The sequence below is a fragment of the Mesorhizobium sp. IMUNJ 23232 genome (assembly GCF_044326205.1).
In the GTDB taxonomy this organism is placed as follows: domain Bacteria; phylum Pseudomonadota; class Alphaproteobacteria; order Rhizobiales; family Rhizobiaceae; genus Kumtagia.
Genome location: NZ_JBIRCY010000010.1, coordinates 68,700 through 80,837 on the forward strand (window position 1 = coordinate 68,700; position 12,138 = coordinate 80,837).

Sequence of the window (12,138 nt, forward strand, 5' to 3'; positions counted from 1 at the left end):
CGCGTAGCCGGTCGTTACTTGAGTCGCGACAGGACGGGCTTCAGAAGCGTCTCGATCCGGCCTGCAAGCTGCCACGCTCTGCCGCTCGGCCCTTCCTTCGCGTTACCGTCGGCCCTCCACGTGACAAGATCGTCTATGGCCTGCTCCGGCGTGATGAAGCGGCCGGTGGACCGGCTGACATAGGTTGGATAGAGGATCAGGCTGCCCGCCACCAATTCGTCGACCGTCAGACGGCGCTCGCGCCGTTCGATCGGCTGGAGATCGGTGGTGAAGCCCCAGCCCGCGTAGAAGGGTTGCCCGTAGCAGGTGACGTCCTTGCCGCGGATCAGCGCCTCGAACCCGGTCAGCGACGTCAACAGATGAACCTCGTCGACATCGGACAGCATCTGCACGATCGAAGCGTTGGTGACCACCTCGTCGCAGCTTTCGGCAGCACGCGCCTCGTCGGTGCCCGGATCGCGAAGTCCCGCCACCACGTCGGGATGCGGCTTGTAGACGAGATAGGCATCGGGCAGGCGTTCACGGACGGCGCGCAGGAGATCGATGTTGCGCCGGATGCCGGGCGCGCCGAAGCGGATTGAGGCGTCGTTCTCGACCTGTCCGGGCACCAGAACGACCCGGCGCGACGTGTCCGGCCTGTTCCAGGGATCGGCGCGCAGATTGTATTTGCTGAGTTGCTCGGCCACCAGGCGCTGACGCAATGCAGCGGCCCTTCCGAGCAGGGCCGCATCGAAATGCGCCGATGAAAGGATGTTTTCAAGTGTCGAGGGCACACCTGAATCGTAATAGATTCCGATGGGATCGAGCGCCAGCGACAGCGGCCGCCGCAACTCGGCACCGAGGCCGATCGAGCGCAGGAAGCCGTCCTCGACGCGGATGAGCGGATTGCCCTTTGGCAATTCCTCATCGGCAACGTTCCCCCAGATGGCGACAGTCGCACCGGGCGGGATCGACGCCGCGCGGCTGGAAAAATGAAGCTGCGATCCGGCCATGAAATCGCGCAGCGCCGGTCTCTTCCAATACGAGAAATCAAAGGCATGCACGGTCGGCGGAAATCGCGACCGCATCCGGCGCTGTAATGCGATATGGTCGAGAACGGTCTCGACTTCGCAGCGCCTGCCGGTTTCCGGGTCGATGTAGCGAGGATAGGCGACCAGCGCGGCATGGACGAGTTGTTCGAGGCTTGCGGGCCGCCGCCGTCCTGCGGGCAGGGAAATTGTATCGCCCGTGAGCCCCCATCCCGCATAGAACGGCATGCCGAAACAACGCACGGTCTTGCCCCAGATCAGCGCTTCGAATCCCATCTGGGAGGTGACGGTATAGACCGCCTCAGCCTTTTCGAGGATCGACGCGGCGTGGCAGTTGGCGGACAGCACCTCGACGCGCGGCAGCCGCGCAATCTCCTTGAGATTGAAATGACCTTTCTTGCGGCGTGTGAGGGCGTCGGGGTGAGTCTTGACCACGATCGTGCTGTCGGGATTCTCGCGGATCGCAGCATCGAGCATCCGCTGGAAGCTTGAGACGTCGGCCAGCCCATAGCGGATGGAGTCGTCCTTGAATGTCTGGTCGACCACCAGCACGAAACGCTCCGGCAGCGTGCCGGAATAGTCGCGTGCCTTGTTGTATTTGGAGACGCGCCCTTCCCGCCAGGCGGCCATCAGCCGTCGCGTCCGTTCCGCCTGGTCCTCGGACAATGGTGTTGCGATCAGCCGCTCCAGGGCCGAAGGGCCGGTCGCATCGAAGTAGATGCCGGTGTCGTCGACGACGATGGACAGGGGAGGCTCTCTATGCCCTGAGCCGACGGAACGCAGGAACCCGTCTTCCAGGCAGTGGAACGGCAGGCCGGCCGCGGCCGCGGCCCGGCGCGCCCTGATGGAAGTCGGCTTTCTGCCCCATCCGGCGATCCGGTCGCACTTGTCGACGTTCCTGCGCCAGAGCGGCGTGCTGAAACGCTTGAGATGAATGGTATCAGCGCCAAGGAACTCCGATATCCGGGAAAGCCGTGTCAGGCGGCGCGAGGCGAGCCCGATCGTAACATCCGATGGTTCGGTCGGCTTTGCGGATGGGCCGCTCCCGGGGTGAGGCTGCCCGGGATGAGTTCCGTCCTTGGCCGGATCGGGCGACGTGACGATCCTGGATTCCAAGCCTGAATTCAAGTTCCGTTACTCTGCGGCTTTCAGGTCCGGATTGCCGCTGCCTGTAGCCACAATCTCCTCGACCAGCAATTCCACGTTGGGGTCGCCCTGCTGTTCATAACGTTCGACGTCTTCCGGGAACCACCATGGCGGATAGACGATTTTATTGGTGATGGGCCTGGCGTGATACCGATAGTCGCGCGAGGCGCCGCCGCTGCTCATCTGTGTAAGCCACGCGGCCGCGCGTTCCCGCAAATCCGGCGCGACCAGCGCCCGTTCGTCGAAGCGCAGCAAATCCCGGAAATGCGCCCGGCTCGTCGGCACCGCATGGCCGATCGGATAATCGATCGGCGCAAAATGGTTGGCGAGCACACAGGGGATGCCCAGCACACCCAGTTCGGCCGCGCTGGTGCCGTTGTAGATCACGCCGAGATCGATCAGTCCGTCCAGGTCATGCAGGTCGAACCAACGATGGCCGAGAAGGACGACATTGTCCGGCAGATCTTCTTCAATGAGATCGAAGAACCATTCCGTCAGGAATACGCCGATCTCGTTGCGCATCTCATGAGGGTGAGGCTTGATCAACAGCAGCGTGTCGCTTCCGCGCACCGATTCGATTGCATGGTTCAACCAGTCCTTCATGCTCGAATGAGCAGGCCCGCCGTCGAAGGGAACGAGGGAGTCGCAAACGACTTTGCCGAACAGGCAGGCAACCTTGCCGCCGCGCTTTCGCCATGCAACGATCCGCTCCATGCAGGCTTGCGCCTCCGGCAGGCGTTCCGCCTGTCCCCCCGTCGAGCGCCGCATTCGGGTGATGTCCTGCACGGAACGCAGCATCTCGGGCGCGCGCGTCCGATTTTCCCGGTAGAATGCTTCGAATTCGGCCGGGACAGGGAAACTTGCGGTACGCATCTCGGGGTAACGCGTCAGGTTGCGCAGCGCGGTCCTGGTCGAAACGGCAGACTTGAAATTTACGAAATAATTCTCGTAGCCGTTCGACGAGTGCACGCAGAAGAAATTGTCGGGATCGCCAATTTCCTGGAGACGGAACCTGACGACGGCGTCGGGCAGCCGCGACTGTTGAAGGACCAGGAAACCGCAGCGCGTCCCGTTTCCGACCATCGTATCCTTGGCGGCCTCCAGAACCGAGCAATAGGTCCTGGTCCAGCGGGTGAGGCGTTCAAGGACGCCGCGCAACGAGGGGCAGGTGTAGTCGACGTTGTAGCGGCGCCGGTTTATTGCCGCATCCTCCCAGAGAACATGGTCGAGGTTGAGATCGTTCCAGCGCAGTCGTCCATGGACGATGTCAGCGTCGAAACCCGAGACTTCCGGAAAGTGCCGGGCGACCTTGCGATCGAGCTGTCCCTCCAGGGTCATGCATCCCAGGAAACGATCGATCTCGGCGATCCCGGTCGGCTCGAGCGGAAGAACGCCTTTTGTCAGCGGTATGACCGCCCAGCCCTTCTTCTTCATCTCCATCAGCACGACCAGCGGATACAATCGCATCTGCACGAGGCCGCGCGGCGCAAGGAATATCACACCCCGTGGTGACGCGGGCTGGGGAATGCTGCTGTAGCGCCGCGCGGTTTCGTCCGCGAATTCGAGTTCGCCCGCGCGGCGGATTTGTGACCAGCTGTAGTTGGCATCGAGCCAATAGGGGTGCCGCAACAGGTTGGCGTTCACCGTCCGTATCAACGCAGCGGCGCGCGCGAATTGTCCTTCCTGCTGAAGAATCGCTGCATATTGCGGGACGCCTATCGAGGCCTTCCACCATGACGGCAGCCGATCGTAGATGGCATGCGCCAGATCGAAGCGCTGAACCCGGCGCGCCCAGATGAAGAATTCGCGGATATCCGCATCGCCTTCCGGGTGGCGTCGCGACTTGGATATGAGCGCTATCGTTTCCTCGACATAGCTTTCGGCTGCGTCCCCGACGAGTGCATGGCAGGCCGTCCATATGGCGGTCGCGGCGGCCGGCTTGCCCGCAAGATAGAGCAGGGACCGTTCCAGCAGGGCGACATCGTCGCTCCTGCGCAATTGCCGGGCGAGCTGGAGCGCTTCGGCGAGCAGCTTCGCCGTAGCCCGCATCGCGGTCCAGCTTTTCCGGCCATCTATGTAGGAGGGCTCCGCCAACCTCTTCCATTGAGGTGCGATCTCCCCAAAACAGGCCGATGCCAGATTGTAGGGCGCGTGATAGTCGGCGATCCGCCTAAGCCCTTCACGCAGCATGTCCCGCAAGGCGCCGAACTTCTCGTGCAGCCGCTTCGCATTGTCGAATTTGCGCTTACAGATGTCCAGGTAACGGTCGTATTGGCGGCTTTGGAGGAGCTGCTCCGAGAACCCGAGTTCTTCGTCGGCACGATCCGCCGACCCGATGTTGGATCTTTGCGTGTCCGCGGAGGAACCGTCGGATCTGGCCCAGGGTGGCGTATCGCCGCCGCTGCCGTCCGACCAGGTGGCAGCGTCTCGCGAGATGGTATCGATGACCCGCCACACTTTGTTCAACTGCTTGTAACGCCGCCTGTTTCGTTCCGTCAGCAGGCCGGACGCGGCATCCTCCTGGCAGCGCCGGATTGCCGCCATGACGAAATCATGAGCTTCGCGGATATTGCCGTTCTTCGCCAGGGAGGCGCTTCGCACGTAGATCAGAAAGGGACTGTCGGGATGCCTCGGCAATATCTGCCCGGACGCCTGGATCAGGTCCTGGCGACCTTCCTCCGACGAAAGCAACTCGAGGATCCGGCTTCCGGCCGAAAACGGCGCGGCGCGGGCGATGGTCTCGAACTCGACCATCGCCGTCAGCAATTCCGGCAGGGCGTCGGGGTTGGCGGCATCCAGGGCGCGAATCGCTGCCAGGCTAGCCTTGTAGAGCTTGCGCGTGCGCGCGAACGGAAGCAGACCAAGCGAGAGGCGGATGGTGGACTGGATGCCGGGGCGCGAATGCGCGCGTTTGGCAAGCCCCTGGACGACACGCTCATGCATCGAGCGCCAGCCGTCGTAGATCGTCAGCGCGTGGTTTTCGATGCCGAGTTCGATCAGCATCCGATTCCTGGCCGCTATGAACTGGGCGTGCCAGTCGCGTCTGAGCCTGCGGGGCTTGACCTTGCCGTCAATGGCTACCATCGGGTTCTCCGCCTGGCGCGTGCAACTGCCGCAAAGCCGCGTTCATGCGCCTCGCGTTTGCCCGATATCCCTCTTTCCATCGGGCAGGATTGTCCTCAGTCTCTACGCTCCCAGGTCTCACGACTCCATATTCGGTTCCGGCTGCCCGCTTGTGACAACGGGCCTTCTGGGTACGACCCGGTCGGCTGCCAGCCATCATATCGATCCCGTGTCCCGACCGCGAGTGCTTAGTCATATCTTACGGAATGTCAAACGAAGCGGTTGTCGCGTTTTATTCCTGATGAGCCGTTCCATGGCCGCGTCGAAACTTGGCCCCGGGCGCTTGACCTTGCGATCGATCCGGAACTTGACGGCTTGATTATGCCCGGACTATGACTGCGCCGCCGTCGCGACCGGCGCTTCCCGGCGCTTGGCAAACAGTCAGCGGCGGCTTTCCGCGCCCCGTCCGGCAGGGCATCCAGCAGGCAGGAGATTTGGCCTTTGAGAGTTGCTGTCATTCCGGCGCGCGGCGGCAGCAAGCGGGTGCCGCGCAAGAATGTCAGGGTTTTTGCCGGCAAGCCGATGATCGCATGGGCGATCAAGGCGGCGGCCGATTCCGGGGTATTCGACCACATCCTCGTGTCGACCGACGATGTCGAGATTCGCGACGTTGCCGTGGCCGCCGGCGCCGAGGCGCCATTCCTGCGCCCGGCCGAACTGTCCGACGACCACACCGGCACTCGCAAGGTCATCCAGCACGCGATCCACGAGGCCGAGCGCGCCTTCGGTCCGGTCGATGCGGCCTGCTGCATCTACGCGACGGCCGCGTTTGTCGAGCCGGATGATCTTCGCCACGGGCTTGAGCGCCTGACCGCCGACGGCCGCCAGTTCGCCTTCTCGGCGACGGCCTATGCCTATCCCATCCAGCGGGCGCTCAGGCGCGCCGCAAACGGCGGCGTCGAGATGTGCCAGCCGGAACATCGCCTCACCCGCACGCAGGACCTGGAAGAAGTATTTCACGACGCCGGCCAGTTCTATTGGGGCAAGCGCGACGCCTTCCTCAGCGACGAGCCCATGTTCGGCCTGCAGGCGGCGCCGGTCATGATCCCCAACTGGCGGGTTCACGACATCGACAACGAGGACGACTGGAAACGCGCCGAGATGATGTTTTCCGCGCTCGGCAAGGGAGCGGCGGGGTGACGGACCGGCCCTCGGTCATATTTCGCTGCGACGTAAGTCCGGCGATCGGCATCGGCCATCTGATGCGCTCGCGCACTTTTGCCGGAGCGCTGCGCGACGCTGGCCAGAGATGCATCATGGTCGGTCCCACCCTCGATTATCGCAGCGAAAGCGACAAGGCGCTGTTCGACGACTGGATCGCGGTGCCCGAATGGGAATCCGGCGCGGGCGACGCGCGAAATTTCGTGGAGATCGCGCGCTCGCATGGCGCACGCCGTGCGGTGCTCGACGACTACCGGACCGACGAGCGTTTTCAGGAAGTGCTCAGGGACGAAGGGCTGATCTGGATGCAGCACTTCGATGCGAGCAAGCCGAACCGCTTCTGGGCCGACATGATCGTCCACGGCAGCCCGTCCGAGACCGACGAGCGCTGGCGGCCCCATCTGCTCAATCCCCATACCGAAATGCTCTTCGGCCCGAGCTATTCTGTCCTGCGGCCGGAATTCCCGCCGCCCGAACTCCAGCCGGATGAGCGCGAGGTCAGGACGATCCTTGTCTCGTTCGGCGGCGGCGACGACCAGGGCGCCGTTCTGCTCACTCTCAAGGCGCTGTTCGACCGGACGGCGCAAAATATCCGCTTCGCCGTCATGTCGGGGTCACGCAACCCCAATATCCCGGCCATCCGGGCTTGGATCGACGAACATGCCGGGGATCGCGTCGCGTTGCATGTCGAGCCGAAGGACATTGCCGGACTGTTCGCCAGTTGCGACCTGGCGATCCTCGGCGGCGGCATCAGCATCTATGAGGCGGCGGCCTGCGGGCTGCCGATGGTTGTGACCGCGCTTGCCGACAACCAGCTTCGCCAGTGCGACGCCTGGGAAAAGCTCGGCGCTGCGATCTTCCTCGGGCGTGTCTTCGATCTCACCCCGGAACTGCTCGACGACCGCGTCGTCCCGCTGATTGCGGACAGGCCGCGCCGTGCCCAAATGACTCGGGTCGGCAGGAATGCCGTCGATGGCCAGGGCGCCAGGCGGCTTGCAGACCATTTGCTGAAGGACCGAAACAAATGACCAATGGCACAGCCATCGTGCTCGGCGCCAATGCCGGCCAGGCCGATCTGATCCGCTATCTGAAGGAACGGGACTGGCACGTCACCGCCGTGTCGGGCAGGCAGGTCGGCGACCCCGGCGAGACGCTGGCGCATGAATTCGTCAAGCTCGACATCCGCGATATCGACGCGGTTTCCGAGCTGGCGCGCGAGAAAAAGGCGGAGATCGTCTATTCGATCTCCTCCGATGTCGCCATCACCGCCGCTACCGAGGTGTCGGAAAAGCTCGGCCTGCCGCATTTCTTCGACAGCGGGCTGGTCGACGTCTTCAACAAGAAGCCGCTGCTGCGCGAATTTTTGAACAGCCGCAATCTCAGCCCCGTCGCCTTCGCGGAAGTGACCTCGGCGGACCAGGCCAGCGACTGGTCAGTCTTCCCCTGCGTGGTCAAGCCGACCGACGCGCAGGGCCAGCGCGGCGTCCAGAAAGTGTTCGACAAGGCGCATCTGGCCGAAGCAATCGAGATCGCGATCGATGCCTGCAAGGAGCCGAAGAGCGCCATCATCGAGGCCTTCCTCGAAGGCGTCGAGATCTCCTGCAACGTGCTGGTCAGCGACGGCGAATTGGTCGTCTCCGAACTTTCGGAACGCCTCGTCCACACAGGCGCCAATTTCGGCATCCCGACCGGCCACCTCATCCCGATCGTCCATGTACCCGAGCATTTCGTCAGGGAAGCCGGCAAGCTGGTCGAGGACGTCACGCGCGCGCTGGGCATCAAGGACGGCACGCTTTATTACCAGATGATCGTCACGCCGGATGGGCCGCGTATCGTCGAGATCGCGCCGCGCCTCGACGGATGCCATGTGTGGCGGCTGATCAAGGCGGCGCGCGACATCGATTTTCTCGACGGCGCGGTGCGTCGGCTGACCGGCGAATCGGTGGCCAGACAGAAAGGCCGCAACGACCCCGGTGCCGTCTACGAACTGATGTTCCAGCAGATGCCGCCCGGAAAACCCTTCGACAAGGGCCAGTTTCCTGTTCCGGAGGACGCGCTCTATCACGAATACCGTTACCAGCAGGGCCAGCCGGTCGTGCCGGTGAACGGACGACTGGAAGTGGTCGGCTACTACGTCAGGAAACGATAAGGCGGTCGAAAAATCGCCTTTCTTCGGCGGTTGTTGCACCTGCCCGGGCGGATTTCCGTCCAGGCAAATGATCGGAGGCGGCAATGAAGATTGCGGTGACGGGCGCGTCAGGCTTCATCGGCCGCTATCTGGTCGAGACGCTGATCGGCGACGGCCACCAGGTGGTCGCGCTCGGCCGCGCCGGTTCGGGCAAGCCTGCCCAGGCGGGCGGCGGGATGGTCGCGCAGGAAACGGATTACTCTGAGGAAAGCCTGACGGCGATCTTCGCGGGCACGGATGCGGTCGTGCATCTGGCCGGCCGCCGCATGACCCACGAGGATGAGCCGAACAGGCTGGCGCCGTTCGTCGAGCCCAATTTGCTGGCCACCGAGAACCTGATGCGCGCCGCCAAGGCGGCCGGCGTTGGCAAGGTGGTCATCGCCTCGACCATCGCCGTCTATTCGGCGAAAAACGAGGCGCCGTATCGCGAGACCGAGGTGCCGCAGCCGCTCAACGCCTATGGTCTGTCGAAACTGATGGCCGAGCAATACGCCAGCCTCTATGCGCGTGACGCGAAGATCGCGCTGACCAATCTGCGCTTCGCCGCCGTCTATGGCCATGGCGAGAAGGGCACGCCGGCGCTGATGCGGTTCATCAACGAGGCGAGCGCCAAACGCACGCTGACGCTGCAGGGCAACCGGCTGATCAGCATCGACCAGCTTTACGTGCGAGACGCCGTAGGTGCGATCGTCACCGCGCTGGACGACAAGAATTCCGGCGGCACATTCAACATCGGCTGCGGCGACGCCTATACGGTCGTGCAGATGGCCGAGACGGTGAACGAAATCTTCGGCAATGCCGGAAACCTCGTCACCGAAAATTCGCACGAGGCGCTGGTGCGCAAGAACCGCATGGATATCGGCCATGCCGCATCCGCGCTCGGCTGGCGGCCGCGCTATGGCCTGGCCGAGGGCCTTGCCGACTTTCTTGCGACGCGGGAAAAAGCCTGCGATAGGTGACGCCGACAAAACGGGCGGTCTCCCTCCGCCCCAAAACCCCCCGATTAGAGACAGAGATCATGGCCCGTCTGAAAGAACTTCTGTTTGCCGGTACCGAAAGAGCGAACGACCAGTCGCCCTTCATCATCGCCGAGATGTCCGGCAACCATAACGCGTCGCTGGACAAGGCGCTGGCGATCGTCGACGCGGCCGCCGCGTCGGGCGCCGATGCGCTGAAGCTGCAGACCTACACGCCTGACACCATGACGCTGGACGTCAAGGAGGGCGAGTTCGTCATCAACAATCCTTCCTCGCTGTGGGCGGGCCGCGACCTCTACAACCTCTACAAGGAAGCCCACACCCCCTGGGAATGGCACAAGCCGATCTTCGACCGCGCCAAGAGCCACGGCATGCTGGCCTTCAGCTCGGCCTTCGACGACACGTCGGTGGATTTCCTCGAGACGCTGGACGTGCCCTGCTACAAGGTGGCGTCGTTCGAATGCGTCGACATCCCGCTGATCAGGAAGGTCGCGTCGACCGGCAAGCCGATGATCATCTCGACAGGCATGGCCACCATCGCCGAGATCGACGACGCGGTAACGGCGGCGCGCAGCGCCGGCTGCAAGCATCTTGTGCTGTTGAAGTGCACCAGCTCCTATCCGGCCTCGCCTGAAAACTCCAACCTGCGCACCATCCCGCATCTGGCAAAACTGTTCGACTGCGAGGCCGGCCTTTCCGACCATACGCTGGGCATCGGCGCGGCAGTGGCTGCGACGGCGCTGGGGGCAGGGGTGATCGAAAAGCACTTCATCATGTCGCGCGCCGAAGGCGGCGTCGATTCCGCCTTCTCGCTGGAGCCGGACGAGTTCAAGGCGCTGGTCGACGGCGTGAAGGTCGCGCAGGCGGCGCTTGGCTCGATCTTCTACGGGGCGACGGAATCGGAGCAGAAGGGCCGCACCCGCCGCCGTTCGCTCTATGTGACCAGGGACATCGAGGCGGGCGGCGAGATCACCGCCGACAATATCCGCAGCATCCGGCCGGGCCTCGGGTTGGCGCCGAAATTCTACGACACCCTGCTCGGCCGCCGCGTCTCCAAGCCGGTCAAGAAGGGTACGCCGGTGAGCTGGGATCTTCTGGGCTAAAGGCGCAAACGCCGGGGACAGTTACCTTAATTCCGCCTGTGCCAGCCTTGAAGCGGCTGCGCCCTTCCGTGGAATTAAGCAATGCCGGTTCCCCTGACAACCCAACCCGGTTCGCAGGAAGCTGGCGGCCGGGCCGGCTTAAACGCCGGGGACAGTTTACTTTTTTCCGCCCGCGCCAGCCTTGAAGCGCCGCGCCCTTCTGCGGAAAAAGTAAACTGTCCCCTGTAGGCAGCCGTCTTCGCCGCCACACCCGGATACTTTTTCCGATTGACGTTAAGCCGTTGAGATAATTTGCTTTTTGAGGATCGCCGAGCCGACAGGGCCTGCGTCATGACGAGTTGCGCCTCGGCGGCTCCAGCGCGTAGTGCGCCATCGCATTGGCATGCGCCAGGATCTCGTCGACCTCGCGGATGTTCTTGCGTTTCGAAGCGTCCGGATCGAAGCGCGGCAATCTTCCACCGGGCGGACGGCCGCGCCGGAGCGGCGAAAAACGCCGGAACCGGACTTGGCGCTGCTTGCCGCCTGCCCCCGCCGCGTCGCGGGCCGCTTTGTCGCGGGCGAGGGTGGCGTCGTTGCGCGCCTTCCAGCAGGCGAAACGTTGCGCCTGGCCCGGAAGATCGTCCAGCGCCTGACCCAGCGCGTCCAGCCTGAGCGTCAGTTTCGCCGCATTCATCGGATCGTCGCGTGACGGCGGCGGCGGCAACGGCGTGTAGCGCGCATCGTCGTCGAGCGACCGGATGCGTGGCACGGCATGCGCGGGCACATACTTGCGGCGGATGCGGAAGGGATATTTCAGCGCATCGAGCAGCGAAAGGTTTACTGTACGCGGCCTGGCGGCGCGGCGTTCGGCGGCTTTCCGCTCGGCTTCATAGCGGGCAAAGTCTGCCTTTGACAAATTAACGGCGAGGCCGAGGCGGCGCATGGCGGCCACCGTGTCGGAAATTTTTGGTTTCGGCTTGCGCGGACGAAACGATGGCAGCGTCACCACGATGCCTTGCGCCGCCGCGATGACGAGGCGACGCGCGGCGGATTCGGCCGGGCGCAGCAGCAGAAGAATGGCGCGGTAGAGGTGGCGCGGCAGGCAGAGCGCCGCTGACGGTTTTTTGCTCCCCGTCCGCCCCGCTCGTCCCGGCCTTGGCGCGACAGCGGCTTCGCCGAGCACCAGGGACAGCGGCCTGCCGAACCCCATCTCGGCCATGCCGACGAGCATGGCAAGGATGTGCTTCAGCGCTTGCCGATATCGCTCGATTGTCTCACTCGCGTCTCCCAACTCCACCACCATCTCCTTTCGTTCCGCGCGGGAACCGGCGGCAAGTATGAGGCAGGATTTGGGGAGGGGGATGAGAATCTTGTTCGGCGGTGTTTTGTGTGTCGGGCGGGCGAAAGCGGGCAAAGCAAAAACAATGGCTTGG

At 63.7% G+C, this 12,138-nt stretch carries 8 protein-coding genes; 5 read left to right on the plus strand and 3 right to left on the minus strand.

Annotated features, from left to right (window positions below; genetic code table 11):
* Positions 1 to 14 precede the first annotated feature (14 nt).
* Together ACH196_RS09790 and ACH196_RS09795 are read right to left on the minus strand one after the other, a co-directional pair.
* Positions 15 to 2,144 carry a capsular polysaccharide biosynthesis protein gene (locus ACH196_RS09790; protein ID WP_396646697.1) on the minus strand — a complete coding sequence of 710 codons (2,130 nt, stop codon included), beginning with the start codon at positions 2,142 to 2,144 and terminating at the stop codon, positions 15 to 17.
* An 18-nt stretch (positions 2,145 to 2,162) separates the two neighbouring features.
* The gene (locus ACH196_RS09795) at positions 2,163 to 5,258 is read right to left on the minus strand and encodes a hypothetical protein (RefSeq protein WP_396646698.1); all 3,096 of its coding nucleotides are present in this window, start codon (positions 5,256 to 5,258) and stop codon (positions 2,163 to 2,165) included.
* 480 nt (positions 5,259 to 5,738) lie between these two features.
* On the opposite strand from ACH196_RS09795, the gene pseF reads away from it, so the two are divergent.
* The 5 genes from pseF to pseI all read left to right on the plus strand — a co-directional run bounded on the left by pseF (position 5,739) and on the right by pseI (position 10,726).
* The gene (gene pseF / locus ACH196_RS09800) at positions 5,739 to 6,437 is read left to right on the plus strand and encodes a pseudaminic acid cytidylyltransferase (RefSeq protein ID WP_396646699.1); all 699 of its coding nucleotides are present in this window, start codon (positions 5,739 to 5,741) and stop codon (positions 6,435 to 6,437) included.
* On the plus strand, positions 6,434 to 7,486 hold the full coding sequence (locus ACH196_RS09805; protein ID WP_396646700.1) for a PseG/SpsG family protein: 1,053 nt from the start codon (positions 6,434 to 6,436) through the stop codon (positions 7,484 to 7,486). Before pseF ends, ACH196_RS09805 begins: the two co-directional genes overlap by 4 nt.
* Complete coding sequence (locus ACH196_RS09810) at positions 7,483 to 8,607, plus strand: ATP-grasp domain-containing protein (protein ID WP_396646701.1); 1,125 nt, start codon at positions 7,483 to 7,485, stop codon at positions 8,605 to 8,607. The genes ACH196_RS09805 and ACH196_RS09810 overlap by 4 nt, the downstream gene beginning before the upstream one ends.
* An 83-nt stretch (positions 8,608 to 8,690) precedes the next feature.
* Positions 8,691 to 9,605 carry an NAD-dependent epimerase/dehydratase family protein gene (locus tag ACH196_RS09815; protein ID WP_396646702.1) on the plus strand — a complete coding sequence of 305 codons (915 nt, stop codon included), beginning with the start codon at positions 8,691 to 8,693 and terminating at the stop codon, positions 9,603 to 9,605.
* A 59-nt stretch (positions 9,606 to 9,664) separates the two neighbouring features.
* Positions 9,665 to 10,726 (plus strand): pseudaminic acid synthase, encoded by a 1,062-nt coding sequence (pseI, locus tag ACH196_RS09820; RefSeq protein ID WP_396646703.1) that lies wholly within the window; start codon positions 9,665 to 9,667, stop codon positions 10,724 to 10,726.
* A 328-nt stretch (positions 10,727 to 11,054) separates the two neighbouring features.
* Here the strand turns inward: pseI and ACH196_RS09825 are convergent, their stop codons facing one another.
* Positions 11,055 to 12,002, minus strand: a complete 948-nt coding sequence (locus ACH196_RS09825; RefSeq protein ID WP_396646704.1) for a hypothetical protein — start codon at positions 12,000 to 12,002, stop codon at positions 11,055 to 11,057.
* Positions 12,003 to 12,138 lie beyond the last annotated feature (136 nt).

Bases quoted from the DNA above. Each gene is read 5' to 3' on its own strand.
- ACH196_RS09795 (WP_396646698.1), bottom strand. From the start codon at position 5,258: ATGGTAGCCATTGACGGCAAGGTCAAGCCCCGCAGGCTCAGACGCGAC.
- ACH196_RS09810 (WP_396646701.1), top strand. From the start codon at position 7,483: ATGACCAATGGCACAGCCATCGTGCTCGGCGCCAATGCCGGCCAGGCC.
- ACH196_RS09815 (WP_396646702.1), top strand. From the start codon at position 8,691: ATGAAGATTGCGGTGACGGGCGCGTCAGGCTTCATCGGCCGCTATCTG.
- pseI (WP_396646703.1), top strand. From the start codon at position 9,665: ATGGCCCGTCTGAAAGAACTTCTGTTTGCCGGTACCGAAAGAGCGAAC.